Annotated in this window: 20 protein-coding genes and 1 tRNA gene; 12 read left to right on the top strand and 9 right to left on the bottom strand. The window is 34.8% G+C overall.

Annotated elements, in window-relative coordinates; translation table 11 throughout:
• Window positions 1–145: 145 nt before the first annotated feature.
• Both BTR34_RS06035 and BTR34_RS06030 read left to right on the top strand, forming a co-directional pair.
• Window positions 146–862, top strand: a complete 717-nt coding sequence (locus BTR34_RS06035; RefSeq protein ID WP_068487427.1) for a DUF547 domain-containing protein — start codon at window positions 146–148, stop codon at window positions 860–862.
• 429 nt (window positions 863–1,291) lie between these two features.
• Entirely contained in the window at window positions 1,292–2,329 is a 1,038-nt protein-coding gene (locus tag BTR34_RS06030) for an N-acetylmuramoyl-L-alanine amidase family protein (protein ID WP_068487425.1), read from the top strand.
• A 3-nt stretch (window positions 2,330–2,332) separates the two neighbouring features.
• Here BTR34_RS06030 and BTR34_RS06025 read toward each other — a convergent pair whose 3' ends face one another.
• The 4 genes from BTR34_RS06025 to BTR34_RS06010 all read right to left on the bottom strand — a co-directional run bounded on the left by BTR34_RS06025 (window position 2,333) and on the right by BTR34_RS06010 (window position 5,156).
• Entirely contained in the window at window positions 2,333–3,037 is a 705-nt protein-coding gene (locus tag BTR34_RS06025; protein ID WP_068487423.1) for a TIGR04283 family arsenosugar biosynthesis glycosyltransferase, read from the bottom strand.
• A 44-nt stretch (window positions 3,038–3,081) separates the two neighbouring features.
• Window positions 3,082–3,897, bottom strand: a complete 816-nt coding sequence (locus tag BTR34_RS06020) for a purine-nucleoside phosphorylase (protein WP_068487419.1) — start codon at window positions 3,895–3,897, stop codon at window positions 3,082–3,084.
• Window positions 3,894–4,571, bottom strand: coding sequence for a TIGR04282 family arsenosugar biosynthesis glycosyltransferase (locus tag BTR34_RS06015; protein ID WP_082960239.1), 678 nt, complete (start codon window positions 4,569–4,571; stop codon window positions 3,894–3,896). Before BTR34_RS06015 ends, BTR34_RS06020 begins: the two co-directional genes overlap by 4 nt.
• Before the next feature lie 78 nt (window positions 4,572–4,649).
• On the bottom strand, window positions 4,650–5,156 hold the full coding sequence (locus BTR34_RS06010; protein WP_068487418.1) for a rhodanese-like domain-containing protein: 507 nt from the start codon (window positions 5,154–5,156) through the stop codon (window positions 4,650–4,652).
• 55 nt (window positions 5,157–5,211) lie between these two features.
• Here BTR34_RS06010 and BTR34_RS19210 point away from each other — a divergent pair, with 55 nt between their 5' ends.
• Entirely contained in the window at window positions 5,212–6,795 is a 1,584-nt protein-coding gene (locus BTR34_RS19210; protein WP_068487416.1) for a glycoside hydrolase family 32 protein, read from the top strand.
• Here the strand turns inward: BTR34_RS19210 and BTR34_RS06000 are convergent.
• From BTR34_RS06000 to BTR34_RS05990, 3 genes are all read right to left on the bottom strand, one after another.
• Window positions 6,792–8,072, bottom strand: a complete 1,281-nt coding sequence (locus tag BTR34_RS06000) for an ADP-ribosylglycohydrolase family protein (RefSeq protein WP_068487415.1) — start codon at window positions 8,070–8,072, stop codon at window positions 6,792–6,794. The two genes, BTR34_RS19210 and BTR34_RS06000, sit on opposite strands and share 4 nt — an antisense overlap.
• Window positions 8,069–9,040: a phosphotransferase gene (locus BTR34_RS05995; protein ID WP_068487414.1), complete on the bottom strand. Its 972-nt coding sequence runs from the start codon at window positions 9,038–9,040 to the stop codon at window positions 8,069–8,071. The genes BTR34_RS06000 and BTR34_RS05995 overlap by 4 nt, the downstream gene beginning before the upstream one ends.
• A 75-nt stretch (window positions 9,041–9,115) precedes the next feature.
• A tRNA-Phe gene (locus BTR34_RS05990) sits at window positions 9,116–9,188 on the bottom strand.
• Between the two features lie 100 nt (window positions 9,189–9,288).
• Between BTR34_RS05990 and BTR34_RS05985 the strand changes: the two genes are divergently transcribed.
• The 7 genes from BTR34_RS05985 to BTR34_RS05955 all read left to right on the top strand — a co-directional run bounded on the left by BTR34_RS05985 (window position 9,289) and on the right by BTR34_RS05955 (window position 17,060).
• On the top strand, window positions 9,289–10,017 hold the full coding sequence (locus tag BTR34_RS05985; protein WP_068487412.1) for a type III pantothenate kinase: 729 nt from the start codon (window positions 9,289–9,291) through the stop codon (window positions 10,015–10,017).
• On the top strand, window positions 10,018–11,304 hold the full coding sequence (locus BTR34_RS05980; protein ID WP_068487409.1) for a hypothetical protein: 1,287 nt from the start codon (window positions 10,018–10,020) through the stop codon (window positions 11,302–11,304). It abuts the gene before it with no gap.
• Window positions 11,305–11,344: 40 nt separating this feature from the next.
• Window positions 11,345–12,718 (top strand): tetratricopeptide repeat protein, encoded by a 1,374-nt coding sequence (locus tag BTR34_RS05975; protein WP_068487407.1) that lies wholly within the window; start codon window positions 11,345–11,347, stop codon window positions 12,716–12,718.
• Between the two features lie 5 nt (window positions 12,719–12,723).
• Window positions 12,724–13,335, top strand: coding sequence for an LPS export ABC transporter periplasmic protein LptC (lptC, locus tag BTR34_RS05970; protein ID WP_068487405.1), 612 nt, complete (start codon window positions 12,724–12,726; stop codon window positions 13,333–13,335).
• Window positions 13,328–13,546 carry a hypothetical protein gene (locus tag BTR34_RS05965; RefSeq protein ID WP_068487403.1) on the top strand — a complete coding sequence of 73 codons (219 nt, stop codon included), beginning with the start codon at window positions 13,328–13,330 and terminating at the stop codon, window positions 13,544–13,546. Before lptC ends, BTR34_RS05965 begins: the two co-directional genes overlap by 8 nt.
• Entirely contained in the window at window positions 13,546–14,832 is a 1,287-nt protein-coding gene (locus BTR34_RS05960) for a hemolysin family protein (RefSeq protein WP_074472115.1), read from the top strand. Before BTR34_RS05965 ends, BTR34_RS05960 begins: the two co-directional genes overlap by 1 nt.
• Window positions 14,833–14,942: 110 nt before the next feature.
• Entirely contained in the window at window positions 14,943–17,060 is a 2,118-nt protein-coding gene (locus tag BTR34_RS05955; RefSeq protein ID WP_068487401.1) for a peptidylprolyl isomerase, read from the top strand.
• 52 nt (window positions 17,061–17,112) lie between these two features.
• On the opposite strand, the gene BTR34_RS05950 is transcribed toward BTR34_RS05955, so the two are convergent.
• Together BTR34_RS05950 and BTR34_RS05945 are read right to left on the bottom strand one after the other, a co-directional pair.
• Window positions 17,113–18,024, bottom strand: coding sequence for a GYDIA family GHMP kinase (locus BTR34_RS05950; protein WP_068487398.1), 912 nt, complete (start codon window positions 18,022–18,024; stop codon window positions 17,113–17,115).
• Between the two features lie 10 nt (window positions 18,025–18,034).
• The gene (locus tag BTR34_RS05945; RefSeq protein ID WP_068487397.1) at window positions 18,035–19,351 is read right to left on the bottom strand and encodes a hydroxymethylglutaryl-CoA reductase, degradative; all 1,317 of its coding nucleotides are present in this window, start codon (window positions 19,349–19,351) and stop codon (window positions 18,035–18,037) included.
• Between the two features lie 208 nt (window positions 19,352–19,559).
• Between BTR34_RS05945 and BTR34_RS05940 the strand changes: the two genes are divergently transcribed.
• Window positions 19,560–21,725 (top strand): S9 family peptidase, encoded by a 2,166-nt coding sequence (locus tag BTR34_RS05940; protein ID WP_068487394.1) that lies wholly within the window; start codon window positions 19,560–19,562, stop codon window positions 21,723–21,725.
• 16 nt (window positions 21,726–21,741) lie between these two features.
• Complete coding sequence (locus BTR34_RS05935; protein ID WP_068487393.1) at window positions 21,742–23,274, top strand: peptide MFS transporter; 1,533 nt, start codon at window positions 21,742–21,744, stop codon at window positions 23,272–23,274.

Raw genomic sequence — 23,274 nt, 5'->3', positions numbered from 1 at the left:
TTTTAAAACGGATTTACATTGCACAGAAACCCCGTATTTAATTGACTTAAAAATTTTAAATTAAAAATTTGTTTTAGGGAAGTGTATGTTTTTGGAAAAAGCTACGACCTTGACAAAATCTAAACAATACTAATTTTAAAATACGATGCAAAAAACTTTAATACAGTCATTGTTTTTCCTTTTAATAGTAACCAGTGTTTCTGCACAAGATGTAGCCGCGTTTTTTAGTAAGAGCGACAGTTTTTTTAAAACCAACGTGATTGATGGAAGGGTAGAATACGCAGCAATAAAAAGTAATCCTAAAGCTTTAAACGAAGTCTTGAATTCTGCCAAAGGGATATCGGTTTCTAAATCTGATACAGCAACATACAAAGCTTTTTGGATCAATGCGTATAATCTACTGGTTATTGATGGTATCGTTAAAAATTATCCCTTAAAATCACCTTTGGACGTAGCGGGATTTTTCGATAAAATAAAGCATGAAGTTGGGGGAAGGTCAATAACCCTAAATGATATAGAGAACGATTTATTAAGAGCCGAATTCCCAACGGAAGCACGGTTTCATTTTGTGCTGGTATGTGCCGGTTTAGGATGTCCACCAATTGTAAACACGGCTTACACTCCTAATATATTAGAAAGTCAATTGCAGATGCAGACCGTTTTGGCATTGAACAATCCTAACTTTATAAAAGTGAATGAGAATAAAGTCGAGATTTCACAATTGTTCGAGTGGTACAAAAGCGATTTTGAGCAAAAAGGAAGTATTGTAGATTTTATCAATATCTATAGAAAAGAGCAATTACCAGAGAATGCGAAGATTTCCTATTACCCTTACGATTGGTCTTTGAACGAAGCTAATTGATCTAACTAAATAGTATACCGTTCCATTCAGTAAAATTTGACTAGTTAGGAACAGTCTTTGCTGATGATGGTACGTAACTAAACTCGGTAGGTGGTTTCGATGACGTATTGAAGAGTGAAAATCTTAGCATCTATCCAGAAGTTGCTTTCCGATTAATTCACAAACAAATTTTTAATGATATTCTTAGGATTGATTGCGGTTATGGAATTACAAAAGATGGTTCTAATGGATTTGTCTTTGGAATTGGTCAATATTTTTAGCAATCTTTGTGTTTAAAGAAGTATAATTTATTTTTTAACAACATTATACTTTACTATGGTTTTAGTTAATATCAATGAAGTTGAATATCGATTTGAAAACTCATTACAAAATTTTAATTCGAACTTACCATAAAGCCTTTAAAGGCATAAACCTTGTACTAGAAGTAAAATGAGAAAAAGTTTTTTTTTATATGTATTCGTATTGCTTTTTAGCGGTATGTATGGTATTGCGCAAAACTCATTAAATTCAGTTACTGCCCAACCTGGTGATGGTATTTTATCACTATTAAGAAAGCAAGGTTATGATCCTTACGCGGTATATGATGAATTTATAACACTAAATCATCATGTATTACAAGATAGTGTTCATTTAATTGCGGGTAAAGTATATTTAATGCCTGATGCACCACTAGCCACTGTAACGCTTGTGGATTCAATTCAAAAACAAGCTACAAAGATTAAAGAAATAGAAAGTGTTTCGTATGAAATTTTTGGAGAGAAAAATAAAACGGTAATAGCAAAAAGTGAGCGCCTAAAAGGAAACGTATATTACTTGGTTTCTGGTCATGGCGGACCGGACCCCGGAGCAATGGGCGTTTATGCTGGTAAAACAATTGCCGAGGACGAATATGCGTATGATATTACGTTGAGGTTGGCTAAAGAATTATTGGCGCATGGAGCAATGGTTTACCTTATTATTCAAGATGAGAATGATGGGATTAGAGATGATTTTGTTCTTGAAATAGACCATGATGAAGTGGCTTACCCAGATAAAACGATTCCTTTAAACCAAGTGGCAAGATTAAAGCAGCGTGTAGATATTGTAAATGATTTGTACAAGGATAATAAAGGCAAGTACCAGCGACTGATAGTAACCCACGTAGATAGCCGAAGTGTAGGACAAAATATAGACGTATTTTTTTATCATCATGAACATAGTAAAAATGGTAAAAAATTAGCGGAAAGCATTCATAAAACGTTTGATGCAAAGTATAAGAAGTATCAGCCTAATAGAAGTTATGCAGGTACTTTTGAAGATAGAACATCACTGTATTTAGTAAAGAAAACACACCCGGCAATGACGTTTATTGAAATAGGAAATATTAGAAACGCCAAAGATCAGGTAAGAATCGTAGATCCAGATAACCGCCAAGCACTTGCAAAATGGATAAGTGAAGGGGTGTTGTTAGATTTTGAAGAGAAATAGAAATTATACGGCAATATGCTTTAAGTAATATTGATGAAGCTCTTGAGGGTTGGCGCCAAGAAAATACTTTAAATGGATCATAGCAAAATGCCATTGAAGACGGATCATACCTCGTTCTTCATATCGGCGTGCAGATGTTGTTACAGCTGATGGAATAATTTTAAAAGGCATTAATTTATACATACGCTGAATAAACTCGTTGTCTTCATAAATAATGAATTTTTCATTGAACCCATTATTTTTATGAAATAATGTACTAGTAATAAAAAGAGATTGGTCGCCCCCACGACAAATTTGATGGTTAATACGTGTACACCAAGAAAAGAACTTTAAAAAAGGACTGTTACTGTTAAAGCGCATTTGAAAACAACCCACATTATGGCCTTCTTCTACAGCTTTAATAATGGCCGCATCAAAGTCTTTAGGTGGTAAGGAATCTACATGTAAAAAATATAGAATATCACCAGTGGCCTTGGTAGCTCCAAAATTCATTTGAGCAGCTCTGCCTTTTCTACCTTTAATTACCGAAGCGCCAAATTTGAGTGCATTAGCAATTGTATTATCGGTACTGCCGCCATCAACAACCAGTATTTCTTTAATATGATTAGTACTGGTATTGGTAGAAATGGCAAAAAGTACATTTTTAATGTACTTTTCTTCATTCAACACGGGAATTATTATACTTATGGATGGCTTATGAGTACTCATAAAAATTTATTAGCTTTCTTATGGTGGGCAAGTATCACTTTTCCTTACAGTTGTTTTATAAGTTCTTGAAATAACTTCACCATTTTAGGCTCGGTTTTTTCAGCAATAGCAATAATTTCACTAATATCAACAGGTTTTAGATTGTCAGGGTCACATTCATCGGTTAAAACAGAAACCGCAACAATTGGTAACGATAAATGATTAGCAACAATAACCTCTGGTACGGTGCTCATGCCTACGGCATCTGCACCAATTAATTTTATCATTCTGTATTCTGCCTTAGTTTCTAATTGAGGCCCCACAACAGAAGCGTAAACCCCACTCTTTAATGAGATGTTATGTTCTTTTGCAATGGCGGTTAACTTATTGCGCATGTTTACATCGTATGGCTCGGACATATCGGCAAAACGCTCGCCAAATTCACTAACCCCTTTAAATGCCAATGGTGAACCACCTTGTAGATTAATGTGATCTTCGATCAACATCATATCTCCTTTTTTAAAGCCTAGGTTTACCGCACCAGCTGCATTGGAAATAAATAGTTTAGAAATACCCAGCATATGCATAACGCGAATAGGATAGGTGATGTCTAAAAAATCATACCCTTCATACAAATGAAAACGACCTTGCATTACAACCACTTTTTTTCCGGATATGGTACCGTAAACTAATTTACCTGTATGGAATTCTACGGTTGCCAATGGAAAAAATGGAATATGATTATAATGTGCTTCAATAGGGTCTTCAACACTATCAACCAATTTACCTAATCCTGTACCTAGAACAATACCAATTTCTGGATTGTCAAAACCCTTATTTTTAAGGTAGGCTACAGATTCTAAAAGTTCGTCTTTCATCATAATTTTATATGTTTTAAAAAGGGTTTAAAGGCATCAATATCCTTTATGTCCTCATAGTAATCTACATCATTTTTAGTTTCCAAAAGAGCGACACTCTCATGTTCAAGGTTATTTAGCGTATCTTTTAATACAGTTTCCGTACCCCAAGTTTTATTTTGGAAAAGCGCAGGCAAAAATTTCTTCATACCCAATAAGTAATACCCACCATCTTCGGCTGGACCAACTACAAAATCGTTTTTTTCTAAGGCCTTAAAAGCATTTTCTATATCTTCTAGAGATAGGTCTAGCATATCACTACCAATAATAATAATTTTTTGGTACTCGTTTTGGAAACCTTCTTGAAAAGCATTTGCCATGCGAATACCTAAATCATCACCTACCTGCAATTTTTTATCAAATATATGATTGTCCCAAATATCATTTTCCCAAATTTCTTCAGAATAATATACCCGTTTTTCGGCATATAAATTTTTGGTGATTGCTACGGTATGATCTAATAAGAATTTATAAATGTCAAATGCAGCTTGGTCGCCAATGGTTGCGGCCAAGCGTCTTTTACCTTTGCCCAATTCTGGATTTCTAGTAAAAATAAGCAAAAGGTTATTTGAGTTTGCGAGGGTGAAATCTATAGTCTTCTCGTCTTTCTCTGTTTTGTTATTTTGTAATATTCCCAATTTAAGTTTTTAATTTTCCTAACTCCTAACTCCTAACTCCTAACTCCTAACTCCTAACTCCTAACTCCTAACTCCTAACTAGTATACTTTAATTCCTTCATGTAAAAGTTTGCCCCAATGCTTACTAAAAGCATGAACACTATCGGTAGGTGTTTCTTTGTCATTAAAAACTTGACCTCCCTTATTTTTCCACTCAAAAATACCACCATAAAGATTTAGGACTTTTGTGTATCCTAGCTCTTTTAGCTTCTCACCGATATCTTCTGATCGTACTCCGATGGAGCAGTAAACAATAATAGGTTGAGATTTGTCCGTAATAGTCTCTAGTACTTTTTGCTCATCAAACTTTTTATATCCGACCCAAATAGCGTTCTTCAGGTGACTAACTTCAAATTCTTCAAATTCTCTAGTATCCAAAAAAGCAATAGAATCGCTAGTTGGTAGATTATCAAAATATGCATAAGGTATCGTTCCTTTATTCCAAGAGTTTAAAGTCTTCGAAATTCTATCTTGACTTAAGCCATTTTGCGAGAAAGAAAGGAAGACAATTACATAGAGTAATAACTTATAATTCAGTATTTTCATCCTTACAAAGATACTATAATTAACATATAAGAAGTACCAGTTTAAAAGTGAGTTTATGGTTAAAATTTTGCAAAATAAAGGCTTACAAGTATTTGTATTATTGACGGTTGTTATAATTTTCAGTTGTAAGCAAGAAGTAAAACCAAAGTTGGTGAAAATAGAGGTTGCTCCTACCGGGTATTATATTGAAAAGTATAGACCTCAATATCATTTTACGCCAGAAGAAAAATGGATGAACGATCCCAATGGTTTGGTCTATAATGATGGGGTGTATCATTTGTTCTATCAGTATTATCCAGATAGTACGGTTTGGGGACCTATGCATTGGGGACATGCGGTAAGTGAAGATATGATGAAATGGAAGCATAAGCCGGTGGCACTTTTTCCTGATAAAAACGGATATATTTTCTCTGGTAGTGCGGTGGTAGATCATAATAATACATCAGGATTCGGCACTGAAGAAAAGACAGCAATAGTGGCAATTTTCACTTATCATGATATGGCTGGTGAGCAAGCTGGTACAAAAGATTTTCAAACCCAGGGCATCGCCTATAGTTTGGATAATGGTGATAGCTGGACCAAGTATAAAGGTAATCCTGTAATTGGTAATGCGGGAATTAAAGATTTTAGAGATCCCAAAGTATTTTGGAACGATAAGGCTGAGATTTGGACTATGCTTTTGGTAGCGGGAGACCATTTGCAAATATGGAATTCACCAAATTTAAAGGAATGGGAAAAAGTGAGTGAATTTGGTAAAGGGCCGGGAGCACATGGTGGAGTTTGGGAATGCCCGGATTTATTTCCGTTAAAAATTGAAGGTACCGATGAGGTAAAATGGGTGCTCTTGATCAGTATAAATCCCGGTGCACCAAATGGAGGTAGTGGAACACAATATTTTATAGGAGATTTTGACGGTACCACCTTTACAACAGAACAAATAGAGCACAAGTGGGTAGATTTAGGTAGGGATAATTATGCAGGGGTAACCTATAACGATGCCCCAAATAACGAACGTATATTTGTAGGGTGGATGAGTAATTGGGACTATGCACGCGATACACCGACGGAAAAGTGGCGCAGCGCTATGACAATACCAAGAAAATTGAGCTTGCGTAAAGTTGGCGATGAGGTGGCCTTATTTAACTATCCGTTACAAAATTTTGAAAAGCATGTGGCGTTGGCTTACCCTGAAAGTGTTATTGAAATTTCACCTACCCGAAAAAGAATTCTTCCTATTAAGTATGGAAACCAAAGTAAAATTCAATTCACCTTACCTGTTCCAAACACTCAACTATATTTTAGGAATAAAAACGGCGATAGCTTAAGTATCGATATTGATAGAGAAAAAAAGATAGTAACCCTAGATAGAAGAAAATCGGGTAAGGTTGATTTTAGCGAAAAATTTTCTCCTGGCGTACAGCAAATGAAAATTCCGAATATACCTGAAGGGACTATCGAGATTGTTATGCTATTAGATCACTCCTCTCTGGAGCTTTTTATAAACGGCGGTCAATATGTGATGACGAATCAAATATTTCCGACTGAATTTTTTAGGGCGATAACTATTGTAAATACTTCCGATGAAGAGTTGAAAATAGAAGACTTTACAGAGCACAAAGTAGAACGAGTTTGGGATTAATCTTTTAGAGTAGTCATTTCTTGTGCTAAGACTTCTAGGTCTATACCCATATTTTCTCTATTAACTTTTATTATGGTTTCTCCTAGCTTAGGTGGTAATGCTTTATAGCCTAATTTGGCTCCAAGTATCATACCTGCAACGGCGGCAACCGTATCATTATCGCGACCGTAGTTTATAATAAACTGCATTGTTTTTTCAAAATCTCCTTGTCCGAATTCAAGGGCGGTTACTAAAATTTGCCATATTTCGGCAGAATGGAATGCAATACTACGCTCGTCTTTTTCTAAGAGTCTATATAGCATTTCTTGACGGATCCAATCTATTTTAGAACCTTTAAACCCTTTGGGTACTTTATAAATTAATGTATCATTTAATAAAAGAGAATCTATAACTAGTTCATTTATGCGACGAACATTTATTTGAGCGTTGTTTAAGATGGTTGTTGGTATTCTACCTACCAATCTACTATCTGCATACCCAATAGGATCTACAAATTTAGGGGCATTTAGTATAGAATCTAGGCTTTGTGTTCTCGTTGCCATAAAAGTCATGGTAGAAACCAGTGCAGTGATATCTTTAGCATAGCCAATGTCAAAAAGACTTAGGCTGTAAGCTTTTTCATAAGCGTCAACAGGAGCGTTAGAAATGAGTCCCAACATGGGGGAGTACAATTGCCCGGCACAAGACATTTCTCCGCCGTAAAAACGATTTTGTGCTTTTTGATAGCTGTTGTGGTCTTTTTTGTAAGCCATAGCTACTTGTGCCCATTCTTTAATCCAATCTATTTTTTCAATTTGTATATCTAATGCATCGGTGCTTAACTGTATGTCTTTATTGGCGAGAGATTTTGTTAAGTTGTTGTAATATTCAATAATGTGATTCGTGAAATTTTCGGGAGATGTTTTGTTGTTATGGGTTTTAAAGTAATTGACCATCAAGCTTTTCCAGCGGGTGTCATCTGTAGTTGCTCCCGCTAATAGATTATGTTCCCATGTGCCTTCGGGCGATTGTTCACGTAGTGCAGGTGTTAATCCGTTAATATAGCCATAGGATAATTGTATGTCTCTTCGGTGCCACATTTCTGTAGAAGCACCCATGGCATCGCCGATTGCTGAACCAACTAATGCACCAAGAACTTTGTCGTAATAAACAGAATCAGCTAATTGAGTGGAGTTAACTTCATAGTTACTTAGGGTTGGTGAAGGAATATCAAATTTTTTGGTGTCATTTTTACAACCGACCAAAAAAACAGAAAGTAGAAATAATACGTACCTCATAATAAAATTAAATTTTTGGCCATTGTTAATAATGCATCTTTCTCTTCAAGAGTTTTGTTAATAGGTAATTGAGCCAAACCAATTAATCTTCTCATTATCTCGATTCCGGCAATTTTTTTGAGTAAATGCGCATCAATTTTAGCAGGATAATAATCTTCAATTTTTTCAATGTAAGATATATCATGCGTAGCAATAACTAAATGGGCTGCCATTACACCGAGGTCAAATTCTTTAAAACCTACGAATCCGAATTCGGGGTCGATAATGTATATATGCTCGTTTTTAGACATCCAGCTACCAGGATAGTAATCACCATGTAACAGCGTATCGCCCTTAGAAAGGTATTTTTCACCCATACGGGTAATTTCATTAGTAAGTAAATTATTGTTTTTGTAGGCCATGGATAATTCTTGTAATCCGGGTTGTATATCATCTAAAGAGAAGCCATTATCCAGTAAATAGGGTAATATGAAAATGTGTTGATGATTTAATTTGCGCATTTCAAAATTGTCAGGAAAACTACTTGGCGGTGTAGTACTGTGTATTTGATGACTAATTTTGATGAGTGTTTTAAACTGCTTGTTACTAATATGTTTTTGCGCATAAATAAAAGTCATGTCATCGCAATCGCCTATATCTTCCATCACAAGAATATAGGTTTCGGCATCAAAACCAATGATATTAGGTAGGTGTGCGTTTATAGTATTATCTTGAATAGCATTATAGAATGTGTTTTCAACTGCAATACGTTCTATTGGTGCAGGAATATTCTGGTATTTTTGAACAAATGGTCGAGATTGTTTTATAATAAAAGATCGAAGATTTGTAGTAATGCGCAGAACTACGTTCATATTACCCTCGCCAGCTTTAGAAATACCATTGATTTGCTCATTGTCTTTCAGCCAGTCTTTAGAGTTTAGATAATTTTGAATAGAAATAAATGTACTGTCCTTGCTAATTTGTAACACAACCTATATATTTTCGTAATTTGAAAGATAGGTATTAAAACAAAAAAATCCTTACGGTTAAGTAAGGATTTATTGTGGTGCCTCCAGGAATCGAACCAGGGACACATGGATTTTCAGTCCATTGCTCTACCAACTGAGCTAAGGCACCATGTCGCTGTAAGCGGCTGCAAATATAATTTCAATTTTATGATTTACAAACTAATTCACAAAAAAAGCGAATTGTTTTTTTAATTTTTAATCTTTGTAACATGAATTTGATCATTGATGCCGGCAATACCAAGGTAAAGTTGGCGATATTTAAAAAAGCGGAAATCATTCATTTAGAGACTGTTGCTACGTACGATTTTGTGGAGGCAGTTAAGAAAACGTTCAAAGATTTCCCCCAAATAAAATCAGCAATAATTTCTAGTGTTGGTTCGCTTTCTAAGGAGCAAATTAATATTATGGCTGTTTTTTGTGATTTTTATGAGCTTTCAAATGCTTCAAAAGTTCCATTTAAGAACTCATATGCCTCACCACAAACATTGGGTGTGGATCGTTTGGCTTTGGCAACGGCGGCTTTTTATTATAAACCACATAGTAATATATTGGTGATTGATGCAGGTACTTGTATAACCTATGATATGGTCAATGATTTTGATGAGTATTTAGGAGGAGCCATTTCGCCAGGAGTGCAAATGAGATATAACGCCATGCACGATCAGACCGCAAAGTTACCTTTACTCGAAAAAAAAGAGCTTTTGGATTATATTGGGAATACAACAGAGAATTGTATACATAGTGGTGTAGTTTATGGGGTAAGCCATGAAATAGACGGTGTCATTGATCTTTATAAAGGTCGTTTTAAAGATTTAACAATTATTTTAACAGGAGGTGATGCACTATTTTTGTCTAAACGATTAAAAAATACCATATTTGCGGATTCTAAATTTCTCCTGAAAGGGCTTAATTACTTGCTAGAATACAACAAGCACTAAATGATCAAAAAAATTGTAATTGCAATTGTATACATATCCACAATAGGAATGTACGCTCAAGATGGTACCGTTTCTCCCTATTCTTTTTTTGGAATTGGTGATTTAAAGAACGTAAGTACGGTAGAAAATCAAATGATGGGAGGCATTGGCGTGTACGCAGATAGTATCCATCTTAATTTAAATAACCCGGCAGCTTACGGTAAACTTGGATTGCAGATTATGGATAAAGAAGGTCTTGTGACCTATACCGCTGGGGTATCTAATAAACAATATCAACTAAAAAGTTTCTTCGAAGAAGAGAAAAGTTCAATAACTAGCTTCGATTATTTAGCATTAGGTTTTAGTGTTGGTAAAGGGCTTGGTATGGGATTTGGAATTATGCCCTATACTTCTGTAGGCTATAATTTAATGGATGAGAAAACTACAGCAGAAGGTTCTTTAACGAATCTTTATGCCGGTCAAGGTGGTTTAAATAGGGTTTTTTACTCTGTAGGGTACGAGATTATAAAAGACTTAAGTGTTGGAGCAACTATTAATTTTAATTTTGGCACATTAGAAAGTGAACGTTTACAGCAAATAGATGGAATTCAATTTGGGACTTTCGATAGGCGAACTTCTAGAATTAATGGGTTCGATTTTAATTATGCCTTAAATTATACTCCTATTATAAAAGATAAATATAGATTTCATTCGTCTGTACGCATAAATACGCAAGGAAATCTAGTTGCGGAAAATGATAGACAAATAGGTTCGTTTTCAGTTGCTACCGGTAATAATATAGAAGAGGTAGAAGTTAATTTAGCTTCTCAAAATCTAAGAAACACAGAGTTGAAGATTCCGACCACAACAACATTAGGTATTGGTTATGGAGAAGACTTAAAGTGGTTCGTAGGTGCTGAATATAGTTTTCAAGGTATGAGTGCTTTTGAAAATACTTTTTTAGGCGCGGATAGTGTACAGTATGAAGATGCAAGTTCATATGCCCTAGGAGCATTTTTTACTCCAGACCACGATTCATTCACAAATTACTTTAAACGAGTTACTTACCGTGCAGGATTACGTTTGGATAAAACAGGGATGCTGGTCAATGATGTTGATATAAATAACTTTGGCATAACTTTTGGATTAGGCTTACCACTGGGTAGAAGTTTCTCGAATCTAAATTTAGGTTTTGAATTTGGAAAAAAAGGAACTACAAGGGCTAACTTAATAGAAGAGAGTTATTTTAAATTTAATGTAGGACTCTCATTAAATGATCGTTGGTTCCAGAAAAGAAAAATCAATTAATAAAAATTTAGTACATTAACCACTTTAAAAAGAGAAAAAAATGAAATCGAAACTTTACTTCACGGCAATAATGTTCCTAGGAATGATGGGGGTAAGTAATGCACAGGCGCAAAATCCTGAATGTATGACGAATCTTTCCATATTTTCTGAACATGCAAAAGTTAAAAATTATGAGGCTGCGTATGAGCCATGGAAAATGGTTTATGAAACTTGTCCTCAGCTAAATAACGCTATCTATGTTTATGGTGAGCGTATACTTAATGATAAAATAGAAAAGGCATCAGCTGCTGACAAGGGAAAGTTTGTCAATGAATTGATGGGTCTTTATGACAATAAGTTAAAGCATTTTGCATCTAAGACTTCAATCGGTGAGACCATGGTAGATAAGGCGATGGTAAAGTATGATAATAAAATGGCCGACGATGCTGAAATGTACGGTATGTTAAGTGATGCTTTCACAAAGGATCAGGCTAACTTTAAAAATCCAAAAGCATTATACATTTATTTTTCAAGTTTGGTGGACCTAAATAAGGCAGGTTCAAAAGATTTGCAAGAAGTATTTGATGTATATGATGCTGTAACCGAAAAAATAGAAGGCGAAAACGAAAAATTAACAGGTCAAATAGCAAAGTTGCTTCCTAAAGAAGAGGCGGGTACATTGACTTCAAAAGAAAAATCTCGTTTAAAATCTTACAATTCTTATTCTGAGGTTTATGGTAAGATTGCAGGTAGTATAGATTCTAAATTAGGTCCTTTGGCGGATTGTGGAAATCTTATTCCTTTATATGAAAAGAGTTTTGAGGAGAAAAAAGGTGATGTTGTTTGGGTAAAAAGAGCGGTAGGACTTATGTTCAATAAAGAATGTACAGATGATCCAATGTTCCAGAAATTATTTGAAGCTCAATTAAAACTAGATCCATCTGCTGATGCATATGTATATGGTGGAACTTTAAAAATGAAAAACGGTGATACGCAAGCAGCACTTGCAGATTTCGATAAAGCATTGTCTTTGGAGACCGATAATGACAAAAAATCTAAGATAGCTTATAAAGTTGCTGTCATCAACAAAAGAAAAGGTAGCAAGTCTACTGCTCGTAGTTATGCACAGAAAGCTATTGATGCAAACCCTGCAAACGGTCGTGCTTATTTGTTGATTGCTAATCTTTATGCTACGAGTGCCAACGATTGTGGAAGCACTCCTTTCGAAAAAAGAGCTATTTACTGGAAAGCAGCGGATATGGCTAGACAAGCGGGAAGAGTAGATCCTTCTTTGAGTGGTTCTGCAAGTCAAGCTGCAAATAGCTATAGTGCAAAAGCACCATCTAAAGAAATGATATTCAGTTCAGGTATGGCTGGCAAAACAGTTTCTTTTTCTTGTTGGGCTGGTGGTAGTGTAAAAGTGCCATCGTTATAGTAAAAATGATACAAATCTTTAATTACAAAAGCATTGCCATGGTATGTACCACGGCAATGCTTTTTTTATCTTGTAACGATAATTATAAGCGAGTAGGCGATGAGGCTGCTAAGAAAATTTACCCTCGTGGAGTAGTAGAGGATTTTGTGCTTACCTATACTGAAACACCAGATAAATTAGATGCGGAAGATGTTGGGTCTTCTAAGGTTTTGGCGATATTGTCGGGGCCTATTCGTAATGATTTTGACCAACTTTCTTTTCCATATCAAACATTTCCAGAAGGTTTGCTGGTGGAAATGTTTAATGAAAAAAATGAAAAAACTACGATAGAGGCAGATTATGGAGTATTGTATTCCGCTACTTCTATTGTAGATTTGCAAGGTAATGTGCGCATAATGGGTGATGATGGTAAAAAATTAGAAACCACCCAATTGTATTATGATCGTGATAATCAATGGGCATTTACACAAGAGAAGTTTACCTTTACCAATCCAGATGATGGTACTGTAATGGATGGTGAAGGTATGGATATTCAAAGAGACCTTAAGTTTTTAAATGCACACAAAACGTATGGTCTAATGATGATAAAAGAAGATAAAGAAGAAGAAAATGATTAATATTTTAAGGTATACCGAGTATATATATGTTATAGTAGCAGGTTTTTCAATTTATAAAATTTTTACAGATTGGAATTCTGATTGGAGTTCAGAAGACAGTAAGGTATATTTTTACTTCTTCTTTGCGGCAGTCTCTTTAGGCATGTTTTTATTTAGAAGAAATTATAGGAAAAAATTTGAACAGCGAAAGCGTGATAATAAAAACCAATAGTGGGTACAGCTGGTATTATAATAATTCTCTCATTAATTTTTTCGGCTTTCTTTTCAGGAATGGAGATTGCATTTATTTCTGCAAATAAAATACATATTGAAATAGAGAAAAAGCAAGATGGTTTTTTAGCTATGGTGCTTACTAGGCTTACAAAAAAACCATCAAAGTTTATAGCTACCATGTTAATAGGTAACAATATAGCATTGGTTATCTATGGCTTGTTTATGGGTGAAATTCTTATGAATTGGTTTACAGGAATGGCACCTGAAAATGCAATTTTAAAGATTTTGATTACAGAATTTAGTCTTTTAACTCAAACCCTAATTTCAACATTTGTAATATTAATTACTGCAGAATTTCTGCCTAAGGTTCTATTTCAGATTTATGCAAATAGTTTATTGAAGTTATTGGCAATACCTGCGTTTTTATTTTACATTTTGTTTTCATTTATTTCGGATTTTATCATTTGGATTTCAGATTTAATACTGAAGTATATCTTTAGAACCTCTGGAGACGAAGTGCAGTTGGCATTTAGTAAATTAGAATTGGGTGATTATATAACGGAGCAAATGGAAACTGTAGAGGCTGAGGATGAGGTCGATACCGAAATTCAAATATTTCAGAATGCTTTGGAATTTGCCGCCGTAAAAGCGCGTGAGGTAATGGTGCCTAGAACCGAAATAGTGGCTGTTGAAATGCACGAAACGCCGAAGAATTTAGCAAAAATTTTCACCGAAACGGGGTATTCTAAAATTTTGGTCTATAATGATACCGTAGATAATGTTATAGGGTACATACATTCTTACGAATTGTTTAAGAAACCAAAGACCATTAAAAGTATTTTATTGCCCGTAGAATTTGTTCCAGAAACTATGTTGATACAAGATGTGCTAAATACACTAATGAAGAAGCGTAAAAGTATAGCCGTTGTATTAGATGAGTATGGTGGAACTTCCGGTTTGGTTACTGTTGAGGATATTGTAGAAGAACTTTTTGGTGAAATTGAAGATGAACATGATACTACCGATTTAAGAGAAGAACAGGTTGATGATCGAAATTTTCTTTTTTCAGCTCGTTTAGAAGTAGATTACATCAACGAAAATTACAAATTAAATTTACCTGTATCAGACGAATTCGAGACTTTAGGAGGGCTTTTGGTACATACATTGGGCGAAATACCAGATAAAGAAGTAGAGCTTGTTATAGAGCACTATAAATTTACGGTGTTAGAAGTTTCCAATACTAAAATAGATTTAGTGTCCGTAGAACTTTTGGCAGAAGAATAACGATGTATCAATCATTAAAATAGGAGGCTTTTTAGTTTTTATTATTTCAATTAAAAATGGTAGTTTTGCCTCCCAATAACCACAAACGATTATTTTAAACGTTAATTAGAATGGCAGTATTAGAAAATATAAGAAAACGCACCACGGTGTTGATCTTAATTATAGGTTTAGCGCTTTTTGCATTTGTTATTTCTGGTGTTTTTACCAGTAGCAATTTTGGAGGTGAAAAAGTAGGTTCGTCCGTTGCGGAAATTAATGGAGAGGATATTTCTATAGATGAATTTAGACAAGAAGTTGAAACCGCTTCAAGAAGAGTTGGTCCAACAGCTTCATCTATGCAGGTAGTTAACCAAGTATGGGATAATACAATTAGAAAGTATGTGCTAGGGGAGCAATTTGAAGATTTAGGTATTGGTATAGAGCAAGATCAAATTGTTGATTTTCTGCGTACTACCGGGTATGCTCAAAACCCTGAATTTCAAAATCAAAATGGGCAGTTTGATCCTAATATCTTTAAACAAACTGTTGCAGATTGGAAAGTGAATAACCCAGCTCAATATGAAGCTTGGTTACAAACTGAAAATGAAATCATTCAGTTAGCAAAAGAACAGACTTATTTTAACATGGTAAAGTCTGGCGTAGGTGCAACGTTGAAAGAAGGAGAGTTAGATTATAAGTTGGCAAATGAGAAAATGGATATTAAGTACGTAAGAGTACCCTATTCGTCAATAGCGGATAGTACTATTACGGTAACTAAAAGCGAAATTGCTGATTATGTAAATGACCATAAAGAAGAATATAAGCAAGATCCTGCAAGAGATTTACAATATGTTTATTTTGAGGAAAAACCTTCAGCAGCTGACGAGTCGGCCATAAAAGATGCGATTACTAAACTTTTAGAGGATACTGTTGAATACAATAATCAAACAGATCGTAACGATACTATAAAAGGGTTTCGCAACACCACTGATGTGACCGCTTTTTTAGACAGGAATTCTGATACTAAATTTGATACCATTTATAAGGCTAAAAAGAATTTACCTTCTAGTGTTGCAGATACGCTTATGAGTTTAAATGTAGGCCAAATTTACGGACCATATAAAGATGGAGATTCTTATAAGATTTCTAAAATGATTGGTCGAAAATCTAATGGGTCTGTAAAAGCTAGTCATATATTATTGGCCTATACTGGTGCTACTAGGGCAAATCCTGAGGTGACTAGAACTAAAGAAGAAGCTGAAGCGAAAGCAAAAGAGTTATTGAAAGAAGCTAAAAAATCTGGCGTGGTATTTTCAGAATTGGCAAGAGATAATTCAGACGGACCTTCAGCACCACAAGGAGGAGATTTAGGGTATTTCCAAAGAGGAGTAATGGTACCTAAATTCAATGATTTTGCCTTTAATAATGATGTAGATGCAATAGGTTTAGTAGAAACCGATTTTGGATTTCATGTAATTAAAATAGATGACAAGGAAGATGTAGTACAGATTGCAACAGTTTCAAGAGAAATAGTAGCATCAGAAGAAACTATCAATACGTTGTTCACTAAGGCTACAAAGTTTGAAATGGAAACAACCGATGATGAAAGTGCATTCTCAACTTTAGCAAAGAAAGATGAATATGTAGTTCGTCCCGTTAATAAGATAAAAGCCTTAGATGAAAATCTACCAGGGTTAACAAATCAAAGAAATATAGTACAATGGGCTTTCAATGGAGATACCGAAGTTGGGGATATTAAGAGATTTAATATCAATAATGGGTATGCCGTTGTGCAGCTTACAGGAATTTATACAGAAGGGGTAATGAGTGCTGAAGATGCATCGGTATTGGTTCTTCCTCTTATTAGAAGAGAGCGTAAAGCGGCTCAAATAATGGCGGCTAATAAAGGAAAAGATATGAGTACTATTGCTTCTGATAATAATGTAACGGTATCAAATGCGTCGGCGCTTACGGTTAAGTCACCAACTATTCCTGGTGCTGGTAGTGAGCCAGTTGTTGTAGGTACTGCTTACGGCATGGCTGCAGGAGCTACTTCTGGATTAATTGAAGGAAATACAGGTATCTTCAAAATTGAAATCGTTAAGAAAACGGAAGCTCCTAAATTAGATAATTATAGTGTTTATGCGAACGGATTAAAAACAGCAGCAGCTGGTCGTGTAAATACGTCTGTATATAATGCTTTGAAAGATGCGGCTAAAATTGAAGATAAACGAGCTACTTTTTACTAGTAGTTAATTTAAGATTTATTTAAAAAAGAGCATCTATTTTAGATGCTCTTTTTTATAGTATCATTTTTGAATAGGGGAGAACGGTTTTGTATCCTTGGTTTTTGAAATATAACATGTCTTCTTCCGTTCCTGTGGCTAGTACAAAATCTCCGCCCCAAGCACCTAGGCTTTTAATTGTTCTGGGGTAGTTAGAAAATAAAGTGTCTTTAATAGTGGGGATTTGTAGTGTCTCCGATAAAATAGCCTCGTGTTCGTTCAATAAGTTTTCGAATTCGGTTAGTGTACTACACTCCAGGATGTTTTCAGTAATGGTATCAATCTTGGATATAAACGCTACTTTATTAAAATCTAAATTTCTGTAGGTACTAATGGCATCTCTACTATTTTTTTTCTGATTTAGGTAAACAAAAAATAACTCGTCTTTAAAATCAGGATTAAAATTAACTTCATTAACCCTGGGTTCAATGCCATTTCTTTGATAGGTTATTGCAGTGTTGTGCGTGGCACATGCTATATCATAACCGCTACCGCCAAATGTACTTTCTAGTAATTGATACGGATTAATATCTGCCCACGTTGCCATATTGGCTATTAAAGTGGAAGATGTGCCTAATCCCCAGTCCATTGGAAAAGAAAATTTAGTTTCAATAATACTATTTTCAGATATTTTCGATAAGAAATCAGGGTTCAAACGTTTAGTTTCTATAAATATCTGTTTTAATCTATCTGAAGTAGCTTCATCAGTTGTTGTTACAGTTTTAAAATCGACCTTAGAAAATTCGGCATAAAACCAAGTATCGTTATTTTCATCAACACCATACCAGTGAATAGTTTCTGTGCTTTTATTTCTAAGTTGTAATGTCTGTCCAAATTTTGTAGGCAAAGCTAAGCCCATAGCACCATCTAGAATTGCATACTCGCCAGTAAGTAAAAGTTTTCCGTTGCTATAAAATTTGTTGGTCATATAAACATATTTACTTCCTTAGAATATTAAGTTGTAATTCAACGCCTCTATGGGTTACGGCATTGGTTTTGAAAAATTCAACTAATTCAAATTTTTCCGTCTCATTTGCCCCCAGTTGGTTTAAGATATTTAAGAGATGCATTTTCATGTGTCCTTTTTGAATTCCGGTAGTAACTAATGAGCTAACCGCGGCAAAGTTTTGAGCCAGTCCTGCAACAGCAATTATTTGCATTAAATCTTCAGCAGAGGGATTCTGAAGAATTTCTAAATTCAATTTCACAAGTGGATGGAGATTGGTTAATCCACCAACAGTTCCTAGCGCAAGTGGCAATTCAATCCAAAATTTAAAAATACCATTTTTGATTTCTGCATGGGTTAAACTACTATATTGACCATTTCTGCAGGCATAGGCATGCACACCGGCTTCTATGGCTCTAAAGTCATTACCTGTGGCTAAAACAACAGCATCAATGCCATTCATAATGCCTTTATTATGTGTAACGGCACGATAAGGTTCTATATGGGCTATTTTTACTGCTTGTATAATTTTTTCGGCCGTGTGCTGCGGAGAAAGTTCACTGCTTAATTTTAAATCATTTATAGGGCAACTGACTTCAGCACGGACAATACAATTGGGTACATGATTAGATAATATACTCATTACAACTTCAACTTCTTTTTCTTCAGAAGTAAATTCCTTAAATGAGGCTGCTTCAGATTTTAGTGTGGCCGCAAATTGTTCTAAGCAACTATTAATGAAGTTAGCGCCCATAGCATCTTTGGTCTGAAACGTTGCATGCAATTGAAAGTAATGGTCTAAGTCTGCGGTTTTATCTCTTAAAACAACATCAGTAATTCCACCCCCTCTTTTTTCCATACTTTCCGTAAGCGACGCACTAGCGGTAAATAATTTTGGTTTTAAATACTTAAAAAATAAGTTTAGTTTATTTGTATCACCCTTAAAAATAAAATGTACTTGACCAACCTTTTCTGTTCCTAAGACTTTAGCTTTGAATCCACCTCTTTTTAACCAAAATTTTGCGGCCTTACTTGCGGCAGCAATAACAGAACTTTCTTCAATGGCCATAGGTATGGCATAAAGATTGTTGTTAATGAGAAAATTAGGGGCAATACCTAATGGAACATACAAATTAGAAAGTGTATTTTCTATAAACTCATCATGCAGTTGCTGAATACTGGTATTTTCATTCCAGTAGGTTTGTAATATTTTCTTTGATTGTGCTACATTTTGGGTGTAATTTTTAGTAACCCAATCTATTTTCTGTTCTTTTGTAAGTTTGGAAAAACCACTAATTGGCTCAGTCATTTAGGTATAACTTTCTTCTAAAGGTTGATATTTCTTTATAGCAATTATTTAAAAAGCTATGTAATTTTTAATGGAGTAAATATAAGCATATTGCGGTGAACCTTAATATAGAGGCTAAAGCGTTAAAGCCGTTTCTTTTTCGCTGTAATATGTGGTTTTTTAAGGAAATAGTGGTAAACTTGAGAGATTTAACAAAAATCTAATTTTTATGCGAAAAACACACTTATTTACATTGATGTTAATTGCTTTCAGTATATGTACTTGGGCCCAACAAAAACAAATTCAAGTAACAGATATTTATCAAGGTGAATTTAGAACGGAAGGTATGGATGCTTTAAGGTCCATGAATAATGGTACCCAGTATACGGTTCTCAACATAAATAGAAATAATCAATCTTCTACAATAGATAAGTACGACTATAAAACACTAGAAAAAATAGCTACGATTGTTTCTTCGGCAGATTTGGTTGATATACCTTTTTTCTCGGCATATAGTTTTAGTGCCGATGAAAAAAAGATTTTACTATCTACAGAAGTAGAACCAATATTTAGACGTTCTTCTTTAGGTGTTTTTTATGTGTACGACATTGAAAGTAAAAATGTAGTTCGCATTAGTGATACTAAAATTCAGGAGCCAATGTTATCTCCCAATGGTAAACAAGTGGCTTATGTAAGAGATAACAATATTTATATTTTCGACGTAACTACAGGAGCTACAAAACAAGTAACTGTAGATGGGGTTAAAAATAAAATTATTAACGGAGTAACCGATTGGGTGTATGAAGAAGAGTTTGCATTTGTGCGCGCTTTTGAATGGAACTCCGATGGTTCTAAAATTGCGTTTTTACGATTTGATGAAACGAATGTACCAGAGTTTTCTATGGATGTATATGGTACAGGGTTGTATCAACAACCTTATGTATTCAAGTACCCAAAGGCTGGAGAAAACAATTCCATAGTAACATTGCATTTATTGGATGTAGCAAGTAGCGCTATTTCTCAAATTAATATAAATAACGCCTATTACGTACCGCGTATTAAATGGAAAAACCATAAGGATATGCTTAGCGTACAGACCTTGAACAGGCATCAAAATCATTTAACCATGTATACGGTTAATGCAAAAAATGCAGAAGTTTCAGTTTTGTTGGAAGAGAAAGATGAAGCGTATGTAGATATTACAGATAATCTTACTTTTTTAGAGGACGATAGCTTTATTTGGTCAAGTGAAAAGGATGGATGGAACCATATTTATCTGTATAACGAAGATGGTAAGCAGATGAACCAAATTACTAAAGGTGAGTGGGAAGTAACTAGCTATTATGGTTATGATCAAAATGAAGATAAAATTTATTATCAGTCTACAGAAAATGGTTCTATAAATAGAGGAGTGTATAACATTGGTAGTGGAGGTGATAATAAAAAGGCATTAGCTACTGACGCAGGTACAAATAATGCTTCATTCAGCACAGACTTCACCTATTTTATCAACACCTATTCCAGTGCAGAAATGCCACCGGTATATACTTTGCATAAAGCAATAAACGGTAAGAAAGTAAAAGATATAAAAGAAAATAACCAATTATTGAAGAAGTTAGAAGGCTATGTGGTTAGTCCAAAAGAATTCTCTACAATTGCTATCAATGGAAATGATCTTAACATGTATATGATTAAGCCTAAAGATTTTGATCCTTCAAAAAAATATCCGTTATTAATGTATCAATACAGTGGACCTGGTTCTCAGAATGTATCGAATAGTTGGATGGGAGCAAACGATTATTGGCATCAAATGTTGGTATCGGAAGGGTATATTGTTGCCTGCGTAGATGGTCGTGGCACCGGTTTTAAAGGAAGTGATTTCAAGAAGGTCACCTACATGAACTTGGTGAAATATGAAACAGAAGATCAAATTGCAGTTGCAAAAAAATTAAGTGAATTGCCTTATATTGATGAAGATAGAACGGGTATTTGGGGTTGGAGCTTTGGAGGGCATATGTCCACAAACTGTTTACTTAGAGGAAATGATGTTTTTGAAACTGCAATTGCAGTAGCTCCAGTAACATCTTGGCGTTTTTATGATACTATCTATACAGAACGTTTTATGCGTACACCAGCTGAAAATCCGAATGGATATGATGATAACTCCCCATTCAATTATCCAGAATTATTAGCAGGCAATTACCTATTGATACACGGTTCGGGTGACGATAATGTTCATGTGCAAAATTCTATGCGCATGATTGAAGCTTTAATACAGGCAAACAAGCAGTTCGATTGGGGAATTTATCCAGATAAAAATCATGGCATTTACGGTGGAAATACTAGAATTCATCTCTATAATAAAATGACCAATTTCATAAAAGAAAAATTATAATCAAACTTATTGAACTATGACTGAAAGTACTAATATTTCAGACCAAAAACAGATTTTTGGGCACCCACAGGGTTTATTTTACTTATTTTTTGCAGAGTTATGGGAGCGTTTTAGTTTCTACGGAATGCGGGCGTTACTAACGCTTTACATGATCGATGTAATCTTTCAAGCATTAGCGGAAAGAGATTATGCAACGGCAGCTGTTTATGCCTCCTATGGATCATTAGTTTATGCTTCTACAGTTATCGGAGGAAAATTATCAGATAAGATTTTAGGAATGCGAAATTCCATTTTCTTAGGGGGTATTTTAATGTCTATTGGTCACTTCGTTTTGGCAATAGAAGATAATATGGCTTTCTTTCTAGCTCTTTCATTAATTATAGTGGGCAATGGATTTTTTAAACCTAATATCTCCACTTTTGTTGGTACGCTATACGAAAAAGGCGACCCTAAAAAAGATTCTGGTTTCACCATTTTTTATATGGGTATAAACATTGGTGGTTGGGTAGCACCTCTTTTATGCGGTTGGCTAGCGGCTACATATGGCTGGCATTATGGTTTTGGCCTAGCAGGTATAGGTATGTTAACGGGCTTAATTGTTTTTTGGAGAGGAATTCAGAAAAATGTTTTTGGAGATAGAGGATTGCCGCCAAATGAGCATGTATTGGAAAAAAAGGTGCTTGGTATTAAACAAGGAATTCTTGTGCCTGTTTTAGCGGTACTTTCAGCGCCATTAATTGCTTTACTGTTATCGTCTTATAAAGCAATTGCAACAGATGGGATGTTTGCTGACCAAAATATTGTAAATGTAATATTTACCGGTATTGGCATTGCTGTTCTTGCATATTTAGCTTTTGAGATGTACAAGGCAAATAGTAAGGAAAGAAAAGAACTTTTTGTAGCCGTATTACTTACGTTCTTTATGACAATTTTCTGGGGCTTTCATGAATTATCGGGCAGTGTAATTACCTTATTTGCTGCAAGAAATATTGATTTAGAGGGTATTATGTCTGCAGCCCAAACGAACTCATTGAATTCCATGTTCATTATTATTTTGGCTATTCCTATTTCTATGATGTGGACGTGGTTAAGCAAAAAGAATTGGAACCCTAGAACACCGTATAAATTTGGCTTAGGATTGCTTTTTGCTGGTATTAGTTTTTATGTTTTAGCAATAAGTGGAGGTAGTGCAAATGATAGTGGACTGGTTCCTTTTGCATATTTGTTACTTATGTATTTTTTATTATCTGTAGGTGAATTATTCATGTCACCGGTAGGTTTGTCTAAAATGACAGATTTGGCGCCCATGCGATTGATTGCTTTTATAATGGGTGTTTGGTTTTTGTCATCCGCATTTGCATTTCAGATTGTAGGTTTTATTGGTAAGCAATTGGCCATTGAAAGTACAGATAAAAATGTGGGAGGTTTTGAAACTTTAACCGTGTATACAGATGGTTTTATGCTTATTGCTAAATATGCTTTAGGTGCTGGAGCTCTTGTTCTTTTAGCTTCTCCTATCATTAAAAAATTAATGGGAAAAGTACATTAA

Source organism: Maribacter hydrothermalis, assembly GCF_001913155.1.
GTDB lineage: Bacteria > Bacteroidota > Bacteroidia > Flavobacteriales > Flavobacteriaceae > Maribacter > Maribacter hydrothermalis.
This window is presented reverse-complemented; position numbering and strand designations above follow the sequence as displayed.